This is a genomic window from Gulosibacter sp. 10 (genome assembly GCF_900163695.1).
In the GTDB taxonomy this organism is placed as follows: domain Bacteria; phylum Actinomycetota; class Actinomycetes; order Actinomycetales; family Microbacteriaceae; genus Gulosibacter.
This window is the reverse complement of the sequence record NZ_FUIC01000014.1, coordinates 70,728-89,864: the sequence shown is the minus strand read 5'-3', so window position 1 is coordinate 89,864 and position 19,137 is coordinate 70,728. Positions and strand designations below refer to the sequence as shown.

Below are 19,137 nucleotides of genomic sequence, written 5' to 3'. Positions count from 1 at the left end.
CTCCGCCAAGCAGGCCGAGAAGAAGGACAGCGAGTAGCGCATGACTGAGAACGCCACGGGAGCTGGCAAAATCCAGCCCCGACTCAAGGTGAAGTACCGCGAGGAACTGAAGGCGAAGCTCCAGGAGGAGCTCGGCGTCGCGAACGTGCACCAGGTTCCCACCCTCGAGAAGATCGTGGTGAACATGGGCGTCGGCCGGGCAGCCCAGGACGGCAAGCTGATCGAGGGCGCGGTCAACGACCTCACCCTCATCACCGGTCAGAAGCCCAAGGTCACGAAGGCCCGCAAGTCCATCGCCCAGTTCAAGCTGCGCGAGGGTCAGCCGATCGGCGCGCACGTCACGCTGCGCGGAGACCGCATGTGGGAGTTCCTCGACCGCCTGCTCTCGCTCGCGCTGCCCCGCATCCGCGACTTCCGCGGCCTCTCGGACAAGCAGTTCGACGGCCAGGGCAACTACACCTTCGGACTCACCGAACAGGTGATGTTCCACGAGATCGATCCCGATAAGATTGATCGTCCCCGTGGTATGGACATCACCGTTGTCACCACCGCGAAGGACGACGAGTCCGGCCGCGCGCTCCTGCGCTCGCTGGGCTTCCCGTACCACGCCGGGCTCTCCAACTAGGCGAGCCCGCCCGCTCCCCGGCTTCGGCCGGGGAGCATCACCACCAAAGGTCGCCGCCCCGTGTACGGGGCGGCGAAACCAGGCGAAAGGAAATATCGCGTCATGACTATGACCGACCCCGTCGCAGATATGCTCACGCGTCTGCGCAACGCGAGCAAGGCACACCACGACACCGTGACGATGCCGAGCTCGAAGCTCAAGAAGAGCATTGCCGAGATCCTCAAGCGCGAGGGTTACATCACCGAGTGGGGCTCCGAAGCCGCACGCGTGGGCGAGAGCCTCAGCATCTCGCTCAAGTTCGGCCAGGACCGTCGCCCCGCCCTCACCGGCATCAAGCGCGTCTCGAAGCCGGGCCTGCGCGTGTACGCGAAGTCCACCGAGCTGCCGACCGTTCTGGGCGGCCTCGGAATTGCGATCCTGTCCACGTCCTCCGGCATCCTCACGGACCGCGAGGCCAACGCGAAGGGCGTAGGTGGGGAAGTCCTCGCCTACGTATGGTGATCTAAATGTCGCGCATTGGTCGTCTCCCCATCCAGATTCCCACCGGCGTCGAGGTCAACGTCGCCGGCGCAGACGTCGCCGTGAAGGGCCCCAAGGGCGAACTCAAGCTCACCGTGTCGGCTCCGATCGAGGCCAAGGTCGAGGACGGTCAGGTCATCGTCTCGCGTCCGGACGACGAGCGCGAGTCGCGCTCGCTGCACGGCCTCACCCGCACGCTGATCCACAACAACATCGTCGGCGTCACCGAGGGCTACTCCAAGGGCCTCGAGGTCGTCGGCACCGGGTACCGCGTCCAGGCCAAGGGCAACTCGCTCGAGTTCGCGCTCGGCTTCTCGCACCCCGTCTCGTTCGAGGCTCCCGAGGGCATCACGCTCCAGGTCGAGGGCCAGAACAAGATCACGGTCAGCGGTATCAGCAAGCAGCAGGTCGGCGAGGTCGCCGCCAACATCCGCAAGATCAAGCCCCCGGAGCCCTACAAGGGCAAGGGCATCCGTTACGCAGGCGAACAGGTCCGCCGCAAGGCTGGAAAGGCTGGTAAGTAAGCATGGCTCACCCGAGCAAGCAAGCAGCCCGTGGCCGTCGCCACGCTCGGCTGCGCAAGAAGATCACCGGGACTGCGCAGCGCCCGCGTCTGGTGGTAACCCGTTCGGCGCGGCACGTATTCGTCCAGCTCGTGGACGATGTGCAGGGCCACACGCTCGCCTCGGCCTCCACCATGGAAGCCGACCTGCGTGCGTTCGATGGCGACAAGACCGCGAAGGCGCGTCGCGTGGGCGAGCTGATCGGCCAGCGCGCGAAGGACGCCGGCGTCGAGGGCGCCGTGTTCGACCGCGGTGGTAACCAGTACGCCGGCCGCGTCGCGGCTGTCGCCGATGGAGCACGAGAGGCAGGTCTGAGCCTGTGAGCGAGAAGATCGAGAACAACATCCCCGACAACATCGTCGACAAGCCGGTCGAGACGGCCGCGTCGAGCGAGTCGAACACCCGCGAGGGCGACGACCGTCGTCAGCGCCGCGGCGGCAACCGCGACCGTCAGGACCGCGGCGGACGCCGCGGCGGCCGTGACAACAACGCCGAGAAGAACGAGTTCCTCGAGCGCGTCGTCACCATCAACCGTGTGTCGAAGGTCGTCAAGGGCGGCCGCCGCTTCAGCTTCACCGCGCTCGTCGTGGTGGGCGACGGCAACGGCCTGGTCGGCGTCGGCTACGGCAAGGCCCGCGAGGTTCCGCTGGCCATCTCGAAGGGCGTCGAGGAGGCGAAGAAGAACTTCTTCCGCGTCCCCCGCGTGATCAAGACCATCCCGCACCCCGTGCAGGGTGAGGCCGGCGCGGGCGTCGTCCTGCTCCGTCCCGCCGCCGAGGGTACCGGTGTCATCGCCGGTGGTCCGGTCCGCGCCGTCCTCGAGTGCGCAGGCATCCACGACGTGCTCAGCAAGTCGCTCGGATCCTCCAACACCATCAACATCGTTCACGCAACGGTCGCCGCGCTCAAGCTCCTCGAGGAGCCCCGCGCGGTCGCCGCTCGCCGTGGCCTCGAGGTCGAGCAGGTCGTCCCGCAGCGCATCCTCCGCGCCCAGGCACGTGCCGCCGAAGAGGCTGCCAAGGCTGCAAAGGTTGGTGCCTAATGGCTACGTCCCTCAAGGTGACCCAGATCAAGTCGGTCATCAGCGAAAAGCAGAACCAGCGCGACACGCTGCGCTCGCTGGGCCTCAAGCGCATCGGCCAGTCGGTCGTTCGCGAGGACTCGCAGCAGCTCCGCGGCTACCTGCGTGCCGTTGCGCACCTGGTCAAGGTTGAGGAGATCAACGAATAATGTCGAACAACGAAAACGCCACCGAGCGCGAAGAGCGTGCACTGAAGCTGCACGACCTGCGTCCCGCCGAAGGCGCCAAGAAGTCGCGCATCCGCAAGGGCCGCGGCGAGGCGTCGAAGGGCAAGACCGCCGGTCGCGGTACCAAGGGCACGCGCGCGCGCAAGTCCGTCCCCCTCGGCTTCGAGGGCGGCCAGATGCCGCAGCACATGCGCACCCCGAAGCTCCGCGGCTTCAAGAACCCCTTCCGCAAGGAGTACCAGGTCGTGAACCTGTACGCGCTTGCAGAGCTCTACCCCGAGGGCGGCGACGTCACCGTGGAAGACCTCGTGCAGAAGGGCGCGGTTCGCAAGAACGAACTCGTGAAGGTACTCGGTACCGGCGAGATTACGGTTAAGCTGAACATTGCAGTCGACAAGGTCTCCGCCTCGGCAGAGGAGAAGATCGTGGCTGCAGGCGGCTCAGTCAAGTAGATACCCAGATGCGGGGTCGGCTGCGGCCGGCCCCGCATTTGTCACGTCCACCAACGCGAAAGCAGGATGCAAGCGTGTTCAGCGCCATTTCCCGGGTGTTCAAAACCCCCGACCTTCGTCGGAAGATTCTGTTCACCCTCGGCATGATCGCCATCTACCGGCTCGGGACGTCCATCCCGGCCCCGTTCGTCGACTATCAGAACGTGCAGACCTGCGTGGCGGGCGTCAGCGTCGACGGGCAGAACAGCCTGTTCAACATGCTCAACATGTTCTCGGGCGGCGCGCTCATGCAGCTCTCCATCTTCGCGCTGGGCATCATGCCGTACATCACGGCGTCGATCATCACCCAGCTGCTGCGCGTGGTGATCCCCCACTTCGAGGCCCTCCACAAGGAGGGCCAGTCCGGTCAGGCCAAGCTGACGCAGTACACGCGCTACCTGACCATCGGCCTCGCGGTGCTGCAGTCCACGACCCTGCTCACGGTGGCCCGCAACGGCGGCCTCTTCGGCGCCAACGCCAACCCGGCCTGCTCCAACGTCATCAACTTCGTGCCCGAGACCACCGGCTTCGACATCACGACCAACGTGCTCCGCATGCTGCTCATGATCGGCATCCTCACGGCGGGCACCGCCGTGATCATGTGGTTCGGCGAGCTCATCACCGAGCGCGGCATCGGCAACGGCATGTCGCTGCTCATCTTCACCTCGATCGCCGCGAGCTTCCCGCAGGCCATGTGGTCGCTCGTCTCCGGCGCGGGCGGGGTGTTCACCTTCGCGATCATCATCGTGCTCGCCTTCGGCGTGCTCGTGGCCGTCGTGTTCGTCGAGCAGTCGCAGCGACGGGTGCCAGTGCAGTACGCGCGCCGGATGATCGGCCGCCGCACCTACGGTGGGCAGTCCACCTACATCCCCATCAAGGTCAACCAGGCCGGCGTGATCCCGGTCATCTTCGCCTCCTCGCTGCTGATGATCCCGGCGCTCATCGCCCAGTTCAACCAGCCCGCGGCCGGCGAGGCCCCGGCCGAGTGGGTCGTCTGGCTGCAGAACAACTTCATGTCGGGCGACACGTGGCTCTACATGGTCGTGTACTTCCTGCTCACGATCGGGTTCGCCTACTTCTACGTCTACATCGCCTTCAACCCGGACGAGGTGGCCGAGAACATGCGCAAGCAGGGCGGTTTCGTGCCCGGCATCCGCGCGGGCCAGCCCACGGCCGACTACCTCAGCTTCGTGCTGAACCGGATCACCTTCCCCGGCTCGATCTACCTCGGCATCATCGCGCTGCTGCCCCTCATCGCGCTCGCGACGGTGGGCGCCAACCAGAACTTCCCGTTCGGCGGCGCCTCCATCCTCATCCTCGTCGGCGTCGGCCTTGAGACCGTCAAGCAGATCGACGCGCAACTCCAGCAACGCAACTACGAAGGGCTGCTTCGATGACGAAACCCATCCATCTGCTGATCGTCGGCGCTCCGGGCGCGGGCAAGGGCACGCAGGCCGCCGGGCTCGCCGAGGCCTACGGCGTCCCCGCCATCTCCACGGGCGACATCTTCCGCGAGAACATCAAGAACGGCACCGAGCTCGGCAAGCGCGTGCAGGAGATCACGGCACAGGGCCGGCTCGTGCCCGACACCCTCACGAACGATCTCATCGCCGACCGGCTCTCGCAGGCGGACGCGCAGGAGGGCTTCCTGCTCGACGGGTACCCGCGCACGCGCGGCCAGGTGGAGTTCCTCACGCAGCTGCTCGAGGAGCGCGGCGCGAAGATCGACGCGGTCGTGCAGCTGCAGACCGACACCGATGCGGTCGTCGAGCGCCTGCTCAAGCGCGCGCAGGAGCAGGGCCGCGTGGACGACACCGAGGACGTCATCCGCCACCGCCAGGAGGTCTACGAGCAGGAGACCGCACCGGTCGTGGACATCTACGCCGAGCGCGGCGTCGTGGTCGAGGTCGACGGCATGGGCACGGTCGACGAGGTCGGCCGGCGCATCCTCGACGGGCTCAAGGCCAAGGGCTTCTAGCGCCGCGGCGCCGACGGCACGGCGCAAGAACGCGGCGCGCCTCCCGAACGCTCGGGAGGCGCGCCGCGTTCTTGCGCCGGTGACGGCTCAGGCGAAGGCGTTCTCGCCCGTCAGGTGCTGGCCGAGGATGAGCGTGTGCACCTCGTCGGTGCCCTCGTACGTCCGCACGGACTCGAGGTTGTTCGCGTGCCGCATGACCGAGCGGTCGAGCAGGATGCCGTTGCCGCCGAGGACGGTGCGCGCCTCGCGGCAGATCTCGATGGCGACGCGGCAGTTGTTGAGCTTGCCCACCGAGATCATGTGGCGCTCGAGCCGGCCGGCGTCCTTGAGCCGGCCGATGCGGAGGGCGAGCAGCTGGCCCTTGGTGAGCTCGAGGGCCATGTTCACGAGCTTCTGCTGGGTGAGCTGGAAGGCGGCGAGGGGCTTGTCGAACTGCCGGCGCTCGCCGGCGTAGTCGCGGGCCGTGTCGAAGGCGTCGCGGGCGGCGCCGAGGGCGCCCCACACGATGCCGTAGCGGGCCTCGTTGAGGCATTCGAACGGGGCGCGCAGGCTCGTGGCACCCGGCAGGCGATCGGCCTCGGAGAGCCGGACGTCCTCGAACGAGAGCTCCGTCTGGATGGACGCGCGCATCGACATCTTCGGCTCGAGGGCCTCGGCGCGGAAGCCCTCGGCATCGGTGGGCACGATGAAGCCGCGCACGCCCTCGTCGGTGCGGGCCCACACGATCGCGATCTGCGCGATGGTGCCGAGGCCGATCCAGCGCTTCCTGCCGTTGAGCACCCAGCCGTCGCCGTCGCGCACGGCGACGGTCTCCATTCCGGCCGGGTCGCTGCCGGCGTTCGGCTCGGTGAGGCCGAAGCAGCCGATGACGCGGCCGGCGGCCATCTCCGGCAGCCAGCGCCGTTTCTGCTCCTCCGAGCCGTGCTTCGCGATCGCGCTCATCGCGAGCGAGCCCTGCACCGACACGAAGGTGCGCAGCCCCGAATCGCCGGCCTCGAGCTCCTGCATCGCGATGCCGTACTCGACGGCGCTGCGCCCCGCGCAGCCGTAGCCCTCGATGTGCATGCCGAGCAGCCCGAGCTCGGCCATCTCCGGGACGATCTCGGTCGGGAAGACCGCCCGCTCGTACCAGTCCGCGATGTTCGGGCGGAAGCGGCGGTCGACGAATTCGCGGACGCGGTCGCGCAGGGCGAGTTCCTCGGCGCTGAATTCGGCGTCGAGGTTCAGCAGGTCGCTGACGGTCATTGGGGCACCTTTCGCTGGGGGATGCTGGAGCTGGCTAGGAGGGGTCGTCGGCGCCGAGCTCGGCACGGATGCTCGCGCCGTCGGCATCGAGGGCAGGGGGACCGGCCGTGGGGATCTCGAACCCGGGGGTGTAGCGCACCGGATGCCGGATGCCGAGGGAGCGCACGTGGTCGCGCTCGAGCTCGACCACCGGATCGATGCCGAGCTCGCGGGCGAGCTCGATGCCCTCGCCGATCGTGTTGACGGCCCCGGCGGCGATGCCTGCGGCCACGAGGCGCTCCTGCCACCGCTTGGCGGTGTCGGCGGCGAGGGCCTCCGCGAGCAGTGCCCGGAGTTCGGGCCGGTGGGCCACACGCGAGGGGTTCGTCGCGAAGCGCTCGTCGTCGGCGAGCTCGGGCACGCCGAGCTCGGCGGCGAAGTCGCGGAACTGTTTGTTGTTGCCGATCGCCACCGCGATCTCCCCGTCCCGGCAGGGGAGCGACTCGTAGGGGCAGATCGAGGGGTGCGTATTGCCGAGCCTGCCGGGCTCGACGTCCGCGCCGATCACGGCCTGCACCTGGTTGGCGAGCGCCGCCTGCAGGCTCGAGAGCAGGTTGACCTCGACGCGCATCCCGCGCCCCGTGCGATCCCGCTGGCGCAGCGCGGCGAGGATGCCGGTGATGAGGTCCTTGGAGGCGAGCACGTCGACGAGCGCGACGCCGACCTTCATAGCGGCCCCGTCCGGTTCGCCGGTGATGTGCATGAGGCCGCCGAGCGCCTGGGCGACGAAGTCGTAGCCGGGGCGCTGCGCGCCCGCCGCTGAGCCGAAGCCGGTGATGCTCGCGGTGATGAGGTGCGGATGGCGCTCGCGCAGGGCCGCCAGGTCGATGCCGGAGCGCTCGAGCGCGCCGGAGAGGAAGTTCTCCACGACGACGTCGGCCTCGGCGATGAGCCGGTGCACGACCTCGAGATCCTCGGCCTCGCGGAAGTCGAGGGCGATCGAGCGCTTGTTGCGGTTCGCGCTCTGGAAATAGGTGGCCGTGCCGTCCTCGGCGTAGGGCGGGCCCCAGGAGCGCGTGTCGTCGCCCGCGCCGGGGCGCTCGACCTTGATGACGTCCGCGCCGAGGTCGGCGAGGGTCATGGTGCTGAGCGGGCCCGCGAGGACGCGGGAGAGATCGATGACGCGGATGCCGGCGAGCGGCCCGGTGGCGGCGCTGTGCTGGGACAACAACTTCTCCTTATGCGGCGGCGCGGCTGTGCGCGGTCCGTGTCGATCCTACCGCGAGGGACCCCTCGATGGTAAATCGATTTTTCATCACCTCTTCCGAATCCTGGCCACGACCGGTCGCTTTCGGCGGCCGAGAACGACCGCTCGTGGCCAGGATTTGGAAAAGAGGGGAGGAGTTCGCGAACCGCAAGCTCATCCGCCGCCCGCGGTGAGCCCCCTCCCCACGCACAATTCTGGCCACGGCCGGTCGCTCTCCGTGCTGAGAACGACCGGCCGTGGCCAGGATTCGGGGGAGGCTACGGCTTCCGGTGCGGGTACTTCTCGTACACCTTGATGAGCAGGTGCTTCTCGGCCTTCGGGCCGGGCTTGACGCCGCCGGGGATGCCGAAGAAGAAGATCGCGCCGACGAGCCACCACACGCCGAAGATGATCCAGGGCTCGGCGCCGAGGCCCGCGGGCATGCCGGGCAGGTAGAGCGCGAAGAGGAATGCGGTGATGGCCGCGGAGAGGATGCCGATGATCAGACCGCCGTTGCCCTTGCCGCCGATGCGGAGGGGCCGGTCCATCTTCGGCTCGCGGATGCGGAGGATCACGAAGGAGATGGAGACGAGCAGGTAGGCGATGACGATCATCGGGGAGCCGCCGTCGACGATCCAGCCGAGCGCCTTGTCGCCGAAGAACGGGGCGGCCGTGGCGACCGCGCCGAGTACCAGCAGCGCGTTGACCGGGGTGCCGAACTTCGGGTGCAGCTTGCCGAGCCACTTGGGGAGCATGCCGCCGTGGGCGAGGGAGTACATGAGGCGCGAGGCGCCCATCTGCAGCGAGTTCCACGAGGTCACGATGCCGGCGATGCCCGCGGCGACCATGAGGTTGCCGAAGAACGCGCTGCCGAAGAGGTTCGCCATCGCATCCGCGGCGGGCAGCGCGGACTCGCTCGCCTGTCCCTCGTCGAGCGCGGAGGAGACGGTGAGGATGATCATGATGTACCAGGCCGCGGCGATGAGCACGGAGATGAAGGAGATGCGGCCGGTCTTGCGCGGGGGCAGGTTCACCTCTTCGGCGGTCTGGGGGATGACGTCGAAGCCGACGAACATGAAGGGGACGACCACGAGCACCGCGAAGAACCCGGTCATGCCGTTCGTGAACAGCGGCTCCATCTTGGCCGGCTCGCCGTTCGTGAGGGAGCCGAAGATCTGCAGGGCGCCGATCGCGAAGAGGAAGATGACGACGAACATCTGGAAGCTGCCGGCGATCTTCACGCCGAGGATGTTGATGATCGTGATGATGACGGCGGTCACGGCGCCGACGAGCGCCCAGGAGAGGTAGACCTCGGAGTCGCTGACGGTCCAGAGGTGGATCTGGTCGAGCGGGAGGACGTACTGCACGGCGGTGGGCAGGGCGACGGCCTCGAAGGCCACCACGGTGGCGTAGCCGCCGGTGATGCCCCAGGAGCCGATGAAGGACCAGCGCGGGCCCATGGCGCGGAGGATGTAGTTGTGCTCGCCGCCGGCCTTGGGGATGGCCGCGACGAGCTCGGAGTAGACGAGGGCGACGACGGCCATCATGAGGCCGCCGACGAGCATCGCGGTGGCGGCGCCGAAGGCCCCGGCCTCGGTGATCCAGTTCCCGACGAGGGTGACCCAGCCGAAGCCGACCATGGCGCCGACGCCGAGCGTGAGCGTGGTCCACATGCCGAGACCGCGTTTGAACTGACCGCCCGCCGGCGGGGTGGGAACCGTGGTCGTGGTGAGATTACTCAAGAGTGCTTGTCCCATCGTTGCGACAGTTGGCGAGGCCGGCGGTTCCCGGCCTCGTGGCGATTGCCCGCCCGGAGCGCATACCGCGACTCCAAGACGATGCTAAATCGATATTGCAGTGCGGCTGCGCCCCTGTCAAGAATCGAGCCTATCCGCGTCGGCAAGCGCGAGCCCTGGTCGGGAGCGCACTGAATTACACTCGTCAGCATGCGTTCGATCTACAAGACCCCCGACGAACTGCGCATGATGCTCCCCGCCGGCGAGCTGACGGCCGAGGCCCTCGACGCGGTCGGGGAGGCGATCCGCCCGGGCATCTCGACGCTGGAGCTCGACGCGATCGCCGAGCGCACCATCCGGGAAGGCGGGGGCGAGCCGAACTTCCAGCTCGTGGAGGGCTACTCCCACACCGTCTGCGCCTCCGTGAACGACGCGATCGTGCACGGCATCCCCGACGCCGCCCCGCTCGCGGCGGGGGACGTCGTCTCCATCGACTGCGGCGCGCAGCTGCACGGCTGGAACGGGGACTCCGCGCGCACCTGGATCGTCCCCGGCGAGCCCGACCGCGAGGATGCGCAGGCCTGGCTCGCCGAGGCGCGCCGCGTCTCGGACGCCACGCGCGCGTCGATGTGGGCGGGCATCGCCGCGGTGGCGAGCGCCCGGCACCTCAACGAGATCGGCACCGCGATCGAGCACGAGACGGAATCGCACGAGGGGCCCCTCGGCATCCTCGAGAACTACACCGGCCACGGCATCGGCCGCTCGATGCACGAGGAGCCCACGGTCTTCAACTACCGGGTGCGCCGCCGCGGGCCGGTCGTCAAGCCGGGCCTCGCGATCTGCATCGAGCCGATGCTCACCGGGGGCGGTGCCGAGACGGTCACCGACGACGACGAATGGACGGTGCGCAGCGCCGACGGCAGCCTCGCCGCCCACTGGGAGCACACGGTCATCCGCCACCGGGACGGCATCTGGGTGACCACGGCCGCCGACGGCGGTGCGGAGGGGCTCGCGCGGTTCGGCGTGGTGCCGGTCCCGCCAGGGGAATGACGCGAATGGGCCGGCGCACGACCGGCCCCATCGCGATGGCCGGGATCAGCCAAACGTCTCGATGATCGCGTCCGCCACTCGCTGTCCCTCGGCATATGCGCCGTGCGTCCCGGCGGTCTCCGAGGAGTAGTCGCCCGCGAAGTGCAGCGTCCCCTCCACCGGCCGCTGGATATCCGACAGCGCCGCGTGGCGCTCCGGCGTCAGCAGCGAGAAGCAGTGCTCCCACGATTTGATCTCGGCTCCGAGGATCCGGCCGCGAAGGCCCGGTGCGACCGCGAGGAACTCCTCCACCCATGCCTCCAGCACCCCCGAGCCGGGCCGGTTCGCCTCGGGCACGTAGCCCGAGACGTTCCCGTAGCACACGAACTGGGCGGTTCCCGATCCCCGATGCGGCTGCGGATTGATCACGGCGTCGAAGGGCCGCCCCGGGGTGATGACGAAGGACCAGTCGTCGTAGCCGAGCCGCTCGTCGCCTGCGCGGCCCGTGACGGTCGGATGCACGGCGTTCCGCACATCGGCCACCACGCCGAGGACGGTCGAGCCGGGGGTCTTGATGCGGGCGAGCGCGTCGAGCTTCCACTCCGGCAGCTCGACGAGCGCCGGGATGCGCGGGGCCGGGACCGCGAGGACGACATGACGGGCGCGATGCCGCTCCCCGCCGCCCTCCACGAGCCACTCGCCGTCGTCGAGGAGCGAGACCCGCTCGACCGAGAGCCCCGTGCGGATCGTGGAGTGCTCGAGACGGCGCGCGAGCTCGTCCGGAATGGTCTCGATCCCCGCCGCCGCCACTGCGCGATTGTGCTGTTCGTGCACGAGGTAGCTCGCGAAGTAGCGCAGCGCGTAGGCCGCGCTGAGCTCGGCGGGCCGCGCGACCGATCCGCCGCGGATGGCCGCCACCAGAATCTCCCGGACGTCCTCGGACAGCCCCTCGAGCTGCTCCTGCGCGGAGACCTCGTTGAGCGCCGCGGCAGCCGCCGAGAGCCGTCCGCTCTCGGTGTGCTCGTAGTACGTCTCGGCGGCCCGTTCGAAGAACCCCGCGAGCGAGGCCTTCGACTCGGCGGGCAGTGGCAGGGCGTCGATGAGCGCGCCGTTGTCACGGCTCACGACGGTGCGGTCGCCCGTGTGGATGCCGAGCGTCTCGGGCTCGAACGGCCGCAGCTCGACGCCGAGCTCCTTCGCGAGCCGTTCGGCGGGGGTGTCCCGGTAGACGAACATGGCGCCGAGATTGACCGGTTCGCTGTGCACGCGCCTGGTCAGCGCCCGCCCGCCGTGACGCTCGCTCTCCTCGAGCACGAGCGACGCGATTCCGGCTCGCTCGAGATGGTAAGCCGCGGCGAGGCCCGCGGGACCGCCGCCGACGATGATGACTTCGGGCATGATGGGGTTCCTTTCTTGGAGGTGCATCGCCGCTACGAGGCGCGCGCTCCCGTCCGGCGGTGCTGTTCGGATGCGGTCGGGATCGAGGCGGTGTCGGTGAGCTTCAGGCCGGTCGTCTCGGGAGCCCACATGATCGAGACCACGAGGCCCAGCGCGCAGATCGCGACGCCGATGAGCAGAGTCGGCCCGACGCCCCACGCGGTGAGCCCCATCGGCAGCAGGAACGTGCTCACGGCCGCGCCGATGCGGCTCATCGAGGCGCCGAAGCCCACCGCGGTGGCGCGGATCTCGGTGGGGAAGAGCTCGCTGGGGTAGAGCATCTGCAGCACGCTGCCCGCGGCGTGGGCGAAGGCGAACACGATGAAGCAGGTGATCACGACCCACGAGGGGGCCGTCTGCCACAGGGCGAGCACGAGCAGCGAGGCGCCCATGCCGATGAACGGGATGATGAGCAGCTTGCGCCGTCCGATGCGGTTGACGACCGCGACGCCGGCCACGCAGCCGATGAGCAGGAAGAGATAGAGCACGACCTCGCTCCAGCCGTCGCCGAGGTCGATGTCGAGCTGCGTGAGGATGCGCGGCAGAAAGACGTAGATCGCGAAGAACGGGGTGATCTGCGCCATCCAGAAGATGCTGACGAGCGCCGTCTTGCGGATGTACCGGCGCGAGAACAGTGCGCCGAAGCCGAGCTTCACGGTGGACTCGGCGAGGGCGTCCTCGCGGGTCTCGGGATCGAGGTACTCCTCGGCGATCGCACGGGCCTCCTCCATGCGGCCCCGGCTCGCGAGCCAGCGGGGGCTCTCGGGCAGCCCGATGCGGGCGAGGAACATGACCAGCGCGGGCACGGCGCTGCTCGCGAGGATCCAACGCCAGAGCCCCTCGATGTCGGGGAATGCGTTGAGCGCGAGGATCGCGAGCGTCGCGGAGAGCGAGAAGCCGGCATACCACCAGACGAGCATCTCGGCGAGCTTGGGCCCGCGCTTCTTGAGCGAGGTGAACTCGGCGACCATCGCGCCGCCGATGGCGTAGTCGGCGCCGATCGCCATGCCCATGACCACTCGCAGGGCGAACAGCTGCCACGCGTCGACCACGAAGAACTGCAGGATCGAGCACACGAGGAAGGTGAGCAGCGTGAGCATGAACATCACCTTGCGGCCGAGCCGGTCGGTGACCCAGCCGAACGCCAGGCCGCCGACGAACAGCCCGAACAGCGAGCCGGAGCCGATGAGCCCCTCCATGACGGGGCTGAAACCGAGGCCGGTCGTAGCCAGGGGGAGGACTACGCCGATCACGGCGAGGATCCAGCCGTCGCAGAATTTTCCGCCGGATGCGGTCGCGGCGACTCGATTCTCGAATCTCGAGAAGTTGCGCGTCGCGGTCTTCGGTATCGGATTGGGAGAACTCAAGATCAACCTGCCTCGTTGCGGGGAGAAGGAGCGAACTCGGGCGGTACCGGCGGCAGCGCCCTGCCGAATCCCCGGAACGGGTATCGGCGTGTCCGAGCGTAGGGAAGCGCGGCGTCTCGGCCACCGCCTGCGGCGGAACTGCCCGTAAAGTGAGTCATCGAGTCAGCCGAACGGCTGGGGACGAGCGGCATGGGGATCGGAGGGGCGGATGGACGGCGGCGCCGTGCGGGAGGCAGTGCTGGCGGCGCCGTTGTGGCTGCCCGCGGCGCGCTGCTCGACGAGGGGGATAGCCCGTGCCGTCGGCACCAGCCAGTCGACGGCCTCGCGGGTCTGGCGGGACCTGCGGCGCCCCTCGATCGCCGCAGACACGCTGGCCGGCCTGCTCGCGGACGCCGATGTCGAACTCGTCGGCGCACTGCTCGGCCCGACGGGCTCCTCGCTGCTGCTGCGACGACGGGCGCGGGGCTCGCGCCGGCCGCTCGCGGCGCTGGGACCGGTCAGCCGACGCAGGCTGCGGACGCTCCTGGTCGCGGAGCATGCTCGGGCCCGGAACGGAGTGCCGGCGGACGAGATCGCGGGCGAGCACCGAGCCAGGTTCCGGCGTCTCATCGCCCGGGAGAGGAACGACGCGGTGCTGCTCGCGACGTCGGACGCTCCGGCGGCGGACGGCGGCTCGGCGGCTGTGCTGCGCTGCGCGGACGAGCGCGAGTGGTTCGGCCTGTTCGAGCCGCTCTCGCAGTTGCCGGAGCAGTTCGTGGGCGAACCGCTCGCCGATCTGGAGAAACGGCTGCACCACTGGTACGAGCATGGCGAGGCCTCCTGTCTCTGGACGCCGCCGGCCCCGCCCGAGCCGGCTCCGGGGAAGTCTGAAGCCCCTTCGTCGCTCGTCGCCCCTTCCGAGTCCGAGGAGTCGTCGATCGAGGACGAGCTGCTGGTCTCCATCCGGACAGGTATCGCCGAGGGCTCGTTCGAGATCGGCGACGAGCTGTCCGATCGCGTGCTCGCCGACCGGCTGGGGGCCGGACAGGGCAGGGTCAGGAGAGGGATGCACGCGCTCGCGGAGGAGGGGCTCATCACCGTCACCGCGGAGAACAGCGTGGCCGTGCGCTTGCCGACGAAGGCCGATGTCGTCGAGATGTACGCGGCGCGGCAGGCGCTCGGCACGATCGCGCTCCGCTCGGCATGCAGGCGGGGCACCGCGGGCGCGCGGGAGGCTCGAGCCGCTCTCGACGCACTCGCCGAATGCATCCGCGAGGGCGATACCGCGCGGACCCAGCGGCTCGACGCGGAGTTCCAGACGGCGCTCGCGCAGATGTCGGGGCTTTCGCGGATCCCGGGGCTGATCGGCTCCTTCGCGAAGCAGCTGGTGATGTTCATCACGCTCATGGGCCCGCGCTACGCCTACCCGACGGGCGAGATCCTCGAGCAGGATGCCGGGCTGCTCGCGTCGGTGCTCGAGCACGACCAGGATCGGGCCGTGGCGATCTGGCGCGAGAAGATGGGGCGCGGGGCCGAGTACATGCTCGACCTGCTCGACGAGCCGCGCACCGGTCCGCGGGGTCTCGTCTAGCGGCGGCACCCGCGAACGCAGAAGGGGCGGGCGGATCAGCGGGCGTGGTTGATCTGCACGTGCTTGGTGCGCGAGAAGTCGTTCAGCGCGTAGATCGACAGGTCGCGGCCGTAGCCCGAGCCCTTGAACCCGCCCCAGGGCACCTCGTTCGCGAGGACGAGGTGGGAGTTGACCCAGACGGTGCCGAAGTCGAGCTGCCGCGGCACGGAGAGGCTCCGCGCCGAGTCGCGCGTCCACACGGATGCGGCGAGGCCGTACTCGACGTCGTTGGCGCGGCGGATCGCGTCCTCCTCCTCGGTGAAGGTCTCCACGGTGACGACGGGGCCGAAGGCCTCCTCGCGGGCCGCCTCCGTGCCCTCCACGACGCCGGTCAGCACGGTGGGCGCGACGAAGTAGCCGTCGCCCTCGATCCGGTCGCCGCCGATCGCGGCGGTGGCGCCCTCGGCCTTCGCGCGCTCGATGAAGCCGAGCACGTTCTCGAAGTGTGACTCCGAGATGAGCGGTCCGAGCTCGACATCCGCCCCGGCGCCGGGCTCGCCGACCACGAGCGTCGACACCTGCTCCACGAGCAGCTCCACGAACCGCTCCGCGACCGACTCGTGCACGAGCACTCGCGTGCCCGCGCCGCACTCCTGGCCGGAGTTCCAGTAGCCCGCCGCGCGCAGCCCCTCGGCGGCGGCCGCGAGGTCGGCGTCGTCGAAGATGATCACCGGGGCCTTGCCGCCGAGCTCGAGGTGGACGCGCTTGACGGTCTGCCCCGCGGCGGAGGCGACCTCGCGCCCGGCCCGCACGCTGCCGGTGAGGGCGACGAGGTCGACATCGGGGGAGTCGGAGAGCCGTGCGCCGACCGCGCTGCCCTTGCCGAGGACGACGTTGAGGACGCCGGCCGGGAGGAGGTCCTGCACGAGCTCGGCGAGCTTGAGCGTCGTGAGCGGGGTCTGCTCGGAGGGCTTGATGACGACGGTGTTGCCCGCGGCCAGGATGGGCGCGAGCTTCCAGACGCCCATGAGCAGCGGGTAGTTCCAGGGCACGATGGCGCCGACGACGCCGACCGGCTCGCGGAGGATGAGCGAGGTGTGGTCCTCGACGTAGTCGGCTGCGCCGAGCTCGGTGAAGGCGCGGCTCGCACCGGCGGTGAATCGGAAGGTGTCGACGGCGCTCACGACGTCGTCCTCGGCCACCTCGAGCGGCTTGCCGCAGTTGAGCGCCTCGAGGCGGATGAGGACGTCGGCGTGCTGCTCGATGCGGTCCGCGATCTTGTTGAGCAGTTCTGCGCGCTCCTTCGGCGTCAGCGCGCGCCACGCAGGCAGGGCCTGCTTCGCCGCCGCGATGGCGCGGTCGACCTCCTCCGCGTCGCCGCGGGCGACCCGGACGAGCTCCGAGCCGTTGGCCGGGTCGATCACGGCGCTCGTGGCGGCGGGCTCGCCGGTCGCGAACGCCCCGTCGATGAAGTGGTTGAGCGGCGGGAACTCCTCGGATTTGACGAGTCCGGCCTGGTCGCCCCGGCGGATCTCGGGGAGTGCTGCGGTGGTCATGATTACTGGTCCTCCTCGTTGAGCGCGTCGAGCGCCGCGCGGATGCGCGCGGTCGCCTCGGGCGTGGTCGGTGCGGTGGGTCGGCGGGGCCCGCCGATGGGCAGGCCCTGGAGTTCGAGGCCCTTCTTCACCGCGGGGATGAAGGGCACGGAGATCATCGCGTCGATGACCCGGTACAGGCGCTCCCATTCTGCGAGCGCCCCCTGGAGATCGCCCGACCGGATCTTGCGGGTGACCGAGACGATCTCTGCGGGGACGACGTTCGCGGCCCCGGCCATGACGCCGGCGGCGCCCTCGGCGAGCGCGCTGAACAGGTAGCTGTCCCAGCCGATGAAGGTGCCGATCCGGTCGCCGTGGTGGCGGATGAGCTGGAGCGCCTGCTCCCAGTTCGCCGAGGAGTCCTTGACGTACTTGACGTGCGGGATCTCGTCGGCGAGCGACGCGATGGTGTCCGGGTCGAGGTTGACCCCGGTCGCGTCGGGGATGTTGTACAGCATCACGGGGATGTCGACGGCGGCCGCGACGTCGCGGAGGTAGGCCACGGTCTCGTCGAGGCCGAGCGGCTCGTAGTAGGGCGTGACGATCATGAGCACGTCCGCGCCGCTGCGCTGCGCCGCCTTGGAGAGGGCGATCGCCTCGCGGGTGCTGGTGGCGCCGGTCTGGGCGATCACGGGGACGCGCCCCGCCGAGTGCTCGATCACGGTGTCCACGAACCGGCGGCGCTCATCGCCGCTCATGGTCGCGAACTCGCCGGTGGAGCCGCCGGCGACCACGCCGTCGACGCCGCCGTCGATCGAGCGGTCGACGACCTTTCGCAGGAGGTCGAAGTCGATGTTCTCGTCGCTGTCGAAGGGGGTGGCGAGTGCGGTGAGCACTCCCTTGAGGTCTTGAGTCATGGCTGCTTTCTCTCGATGGTGGTCGTTCGTCGTCGGGATGGTCGTCGGGTCAGGCGTAGCTCGCGTCGCTCTCGGCGGTGAGCGCGCTGCGGGCGCGCTGCGCCGCCGTGAAGCCCGAGGAGATCGCGGTCTCGGTGTAGAGGGTGCCCAGGAAGTCGCCCGCGAGGAACACGCGGTCGGTGGGCTGGGTCAGCGTGGGCTGGAGCCTGCTCCGCCCCGGGAAGCAGAAGGGCGAGCCGAACTCGAACTTCTCGATGTGCGCCTCGGTCACGATGCGCTTGAACCCGGGGAAGATCTCGTCGAGGTCCTTGAGGTGGATGTCGATGATCTCCTCCTCCGGCTTGTCGAAGAGCCTGCGCCCGAGGCTCGCGGGGGAGAAGGTCATCATGCTCCCGCCCGGCCTGCGCACGCTCGTCTTGCCGTGCACGAGGTTGCCGTGGTTGAGCGCGACGGTGAAGGAGCGATTGGGCGTCGCGATGCCGTAGGCGCTGTCGTACGGCATCGGCCCCTCCTCGTTGGTGAGGAAGGCCCCGGCCACGTGGGGGCCGTACTCGATCTTCGAGAGCGCGTCCCGGAGGTCCTCGGGCAGGTCCACCGCGACCCGGTGGGTGATGGGCGCGGGCGTGGCCATCACGACGGTGCGGGCCTTGAGCTCGTGCGCGGTGCCGCCCTTCGTGTAGCGGACCACGACGTGGTCGGCGTGCTGCACGACCTCGTCGGCCGCCGCGCCCAGCTCGATGCTGTCGGAGATCGTCTGCGCGATGCCCTCGGTGAGCGTCGACGCGCCGCCGACGATCGCGTTGCCGAGCCCCTCGCCGATGTTCCAGATCAGGCTGAAGTAGCCGATGCCCGCACCGGCCGCGATCTGATCCGGATCGGCGGTGGAGCGCATGACCACCGGGAAGTAGAAGTCCTTCGCCGCCTTGGGGATCCTCCCCATGTACTCGGCGAACGTCCGTCCGTTCTCGAAGTCGAAGACGCGCTGCTGGCGCTGCTCCGGCAGCTCGCCCTTCCGCGTGCGCACCGCCGCTGCGTAGCGGAATACGTCGAGGCTGAGCTTGGCGCCCGAGCGGAGGATCGCGAGGCGATCGCGCTGCTTCATCGGGATCCGGAACGGATAGGTCTGGATCGGCCCGGTGCTGAGGAACTTGCCGTTCATCGCCATGGCCTGCAGCGAGCCGGGGATGGTCATCGAGTGGCTGCCGGTCTCGTGGACGAGCTGCTCCGTGGAGCTGCCCGAGCCGGCGTACATGTGCCCGCCCCAGTTGAGCACGTAGGGGCCGCGGGACTCGCTGTGGACCCGCCCCCCGATCCTGGTCTCATCCGCTTCGAGCAGCGCGATGTCCCAGTCGCGTAGCCGCCACGCGGCGGAGAGGCCGGCGAGGCCGCCTCCCACGATGACTACGTCTTTCACTTGATACTGCCTCCAGGTGTCGAGGCCGCGCTGAGGCGGTCGAGGTGGTCGGTTGGACGGCGCGAAGGGAAGAGGCATCCGTGTTCGCCGAATCGGCCTGAATTCCAGGGAGCCCTCCGCCTGAGCGGGTGTCAATTCGTGAGGTCGAGGGTCGCCGGGAATACCAGGCCGGTCCGGGTACAGAAACCTTCTTCGCCTTCTGCGTGGCATCGGATAGATGATGGATGATCATCTATCAGCTAATGATGGAGATGCGGAT

The 19,137-nt window shown here is 69.2% G+C and carries 19 protein-coding genes; 11 read left to right on the top strand and 8 right to left on the bottom strand.

The annotated features are described in order from the left end of the window. The first annotated feature begins 40 nt into the window (after positions 1-40). From rplE to FM112_RS05895, 9 genes are all read left to right on the top strand, one after another. Positions 41-625 (top strand): 50S ribosomal protein L5, encoded by a 585-nt coding sequence (rplE, locus tag FM112_RS05935; RefSeq protein WP_087004960.1) that lies wholly within the window; start codon positions 41-43, stop codon positions 623-625. Between the two features lie 102 nt (positions 626-727). Continuing rightward, positions 728-1,126, top strand: coding sequence for a 30S ribosomal protein S8 (rpsH, locus tag FM112_RS05930; protein ID WP_087004957.1), 399 nt, complete (start codon positions 728-730; stop codon positions 1,124-1,126). A 5-nt stretch (positions 1,127-1,131) separates the two neighbouring features. Then, a complete protein-coding gene (gene rplF / locus FM112_RS05925) occupies positions 1,132-1,668 on the top strand; it encodes a 50S ribosomal protein L6 (protein ID WP_087004955.1) in 537 nt (178 codons plus the stop codon). 2 nt (positions 1,669-1,670) lie between these two features. Next, entirely contained in the window at positions 1,671-2,030 is a 360-nt protein-coding gene (rplR, locus tag FM112_RS05920) for a 50S ribosomal protein L18 (RefSeq protein ID WP_087004952.1), read from the top strand. A gap of 32 nt (positions 2,031-2,062) precedes the next feature. Beyond that, entirely contained in the window at positions 2,063-2,749 is a 687-nt protein-coding gene (gene rpsE, locus FM112_RS05915; protein ID WP_254910394.1) for a 30S ribosomal protein S5, read from the top strand. Further along, the gene (gene rpmD / locus FM112_RS05910; protein ID WP_087004946.1) at positions 2,749-2,937 is read left to right on the top strand and encodes a 50S ribosomal protein L30; all 189 of its coding nucleotides are present in this window, start codon (positions 2,749-2,751) and stop codon (positions 2,935-2,937) included. The genes rpsE and rpmD overlap by 1 nt, the downstream gene beginning before the upstream one ends. Beyond that, positions 2,937-3,407, top strand: a complete 471-nt coding sequence (gene rplO, locus FM112_RS05905; RefSeq protein ID WP_087004943.1) for a 50S ribosomal protein L15 — start codon at positions 2,937-2,939, stop codon at positions 3,405-3,407. Before rpmD ends, rplO begins: the two co-directional genes overlap by 1 nt. A 74-nt stretch (positions 3,408-3,481) precedes the next feature. Beyond that, positions 3,482-4,843 (top strand): preprotein translocase subunit SecY, encoded by a 1,362-nt coding sequence (gene secY / locus FM112_RS05900; protein ID WP_087004940.1) that lies wholly within the window; start codon positions 3,482-3,484, stop codon positions 4,841-4,843. After that, positions 4,840-5,424, top strand: coding sequence for an adenylate kinase (locus tag FM112_RS05895; RefSeq protein ID WP_176386687.1), 585 nt, complete (start codon positions 4,840-4,842; stop codon positions 5,422-5,424). Before secY ends, FM112_RS05895 begins: the two co-directional genes overlap by 4 nt. 87 nt (positions 5,425-5,511) lie before the next feature. Here the strand turns inward: FM112_RS05895 and FM112_RS05890 are convergent, their stop codons facing one another. The 3 genes from FM112_RS05890 to FM112_RS05880 all read right to left on the bottom strand — a co-directional run bounded on the left by FM112_RS05890 (position 5,512) and on the right by FM112_RS05880 (position 9,567). Beyond that, complete coding sequence (locus tag FM112_RS05890) at positions 5,512-6,669, bottom strand: acyl-CoA dehydrogenase family protein (RefSeq protein WP_087004936.1); 1,158 nt, start codon at positions 6,667-6,669, stop codon at positions 5,512-5,514. Positions 6,670-6,703: 34 nt separating this feature from the next. Beyond that, positions 6,704-7,876 (bottom strand): CaiB/BaiF CoA-transferase family protein, encoded by a 1,173-nt coding sequence (locus FM112_RS05885; RefSeq protein WP_254910392.1) that lies wholly within the window; start codon positions 7,874-7,876, stop codon positions 6,704-6,706. 296 nt (positions 7,877-8,172) lie between these two features. After that, positions 8,173-9,567, bottom strand: coding sequence for an APC family permease (locus FM112_RS05880; RefSeq protein WP_087004933.1), 1,395 nt, complete (start codon positions 9,565-9,567; stop codon positions 8,173-8,175). Positions 9,568-9,840: 273 nt separating this feature from the next. Here FM112_RS05880 and map point away from each other — a divergent pair, with 273 nt between their 5' ends. Further along, positions 9,841-10,680, top strand: coding sequence for a type I methionyl aminopeptidase (map, locus tag FM112_RS05875; protein WP_087004930.1), 840 nt, complete (start codon positions 9,841-9,843; stop codon positions 10,678-10,680). A 45-nt stretch (positions 10,681-10,725) separates the two neighbouring features. Here the strand turns inward: map and FM112_RS05870 are convergent, their stop codons facing one another. Both FM112_RS05870 and FM112_RS05865 read right to left on the bottom strand, forming a co-directional pair. Then, positions 10,726-12,057, bottom strand: a complete 1,332-nt coding sequence (locus FM112_RS05870; protein ID WP_176386685.1) for an FAD-dependent oxidoreductase — start codon at positions 12,055-12,057, stop codon at positions 10,726-10,728. Positions 12,058-12,089: 32 nt separating this feature from the next. Further along, positions 12,090-13,463 (bottom strand): MFS transporter, encoded by a 1,374-nt coding sequence (locus FM112_RS05865; RefSeq protein WP_176386684.1) that lies wholly within the window; start codon positions 13,461-13,463, stop codon positions 12,090-12,092. A 208-nt stretch (positions 13,464-13,671) separates the two neighbouring features. Between FM112_RS05865 and FM112_RS05860 the strand changes: the two genes are divergently transcribed. Then, positions 13,672-15,033, top strand: a complete 1,362-nt coding sequence (locus FM112_RS05860) for a GntR family transcriptional regulator (protein WP_087004920.1) — start codon at positions 13,672-13,674, stop codon at positions 15,031-15,033. Positions 15,034-15,068: 35 nt separating this feature from the next. On the opposite strand, the gene FM112_RS05855 is transcribed toward FM112_RS05860, so the two are convergent. Genes FM112_RS05855 through FM112_RS05845 form a run of 3 tightly spaced genes read right to left on the bottom strand, consistent with a single transcriptional unit; the run spans position 15,069 to position 18,878 of the window. Continuing rightward, the gene (locus FM112_RS05855) at positions 15,069-16,568 is read right to left on the bottom strand and encodes an aminobutyraldehyde dehydrogenase (RefSeq protein WP_087004916.1); all 1,500 of its coding nucleotides are present in this window, start codon (positions 16,566-16,568) and stop codon (positions 15,069-15,071) included. A gap of 2 nt (positions 16,569-16,570) precedes the next feature. After that, positions 16,571-17,464: a 4-hydroxy-tetrahydrodipicolinate synthase gene (dapA, locus tag FM112_RS05850; protein ID WP_087004913.1), complete on the bottom strand. Its 894-nt coding sequence runs from the start codon at positions 17,462-17,464 to the stop codon at positions 16,571-16,573. A 49-nt stretch (positions 17,465-17,513) separates the two neighbouring features. Then, positions 17,514-18,878 (bottom strand): NAD(P)/FAD-dependent oxidoreductase, encoded by a 1,365-nt coding sequence (locus FM112_RS05845; RefSeq protein WP_217874451.1) that lies wholly within the window; start codon positions 18,876-18,878, stop codon positions 17,514-17,516. Positions 18,879-19,137: the final 259 nt, after the last annotated feature.

Coding starts and splice junctions, on each gene's coding strand:
- FM112_RS05880 (WP_087004933.1), bottom strand. CDS start 9,567: ATGTGGACCACGCTCACGCTCGGCGTCGGCGCCATGGTCGGCTTCGGC.
- rplR (WP_087004952.1), top strand. CDS start 1,671: ATGGCTCACCCGAGCAAGCAAGCAGCCCGTGGCCGTCGCCACGCTCGG.
- rpsH (WP_087004957.1), top strand. CDS start 728: ATGACTATGACCGACCCCGTCGCAGATATGCTCACGCGTCTGCGCAAC.
- rpmD (WP_087004946.1), top strand. CDS start 2,749: ATGGCTACGTCCCTCAAGGTGACCCAGATCAAGTCGGTCATCAGCGAA.
- FM112_RS05870 (WP_176386685.1), bottom strand. CDS start 12,057: ATGCCCGAAGTCATCATCGTCGGCGGCGGTCCCGCGGGCCTCGCCGCG.
- rplF (WP_087004955.1), top strand. CDS start 1,132: ATGTCGCGCATTGGTCGTCTCCCCATCCAGATTCCCACCGGCGTCGAG.
- rplE (WP_087004960.1), top strand. CDS start 41: ATGACTGAGAACGCCACGGGAGCTGGCAAAATCCAGCCCCGACTCAAG.
- map (WP_087004930.1), top strand. CDS start 9,841: ATGCGTTCGATCTACAAGACCCCCGACGAACTGCGCATGATGCTCCCC.
- FM112_RS05895 (WP_176386687.1), top strand. CDS start 4,840: ATGACGAAACCCATCCATCTGCTGATCGTCGGCGCTCCGGGCGCGGGC.
- FM112_RS05890 (WP_087004936.1), bottom strand. CDS start 6,669: ATGACCGTCAGCGACCTGCTGAACCTCGACGCCGAATTCAGCGCCGAG.
- rplO (WP_087004943.1), top strand. CDS start 2,937: ATGTCGAACAACGAAAACGCCACCGAGCGCGAAGAGCGTGCACTGAAG.
- FM112_RS05860 (WP_087004920.1), top strand. CDS start 13,672: ATGGACGGCGGCGCCGTGCGGGAGGCAGTGCTGGCGGCGCCGTTGTGG.
- dapA (WP_087004913.1), bottom strand. CDS start 17,464: ATGACTCAAGACCTCAAGGGAGTGCTCACCGCACTCGCCACCCCCTTC.
- FM112_RS05855 (WP_087004916.1), bottom strand. CDS start 16,568: ATGACCACCGCAGCACTCCCCGAGATCCGCCGGGGCGACCAGGCCGGA.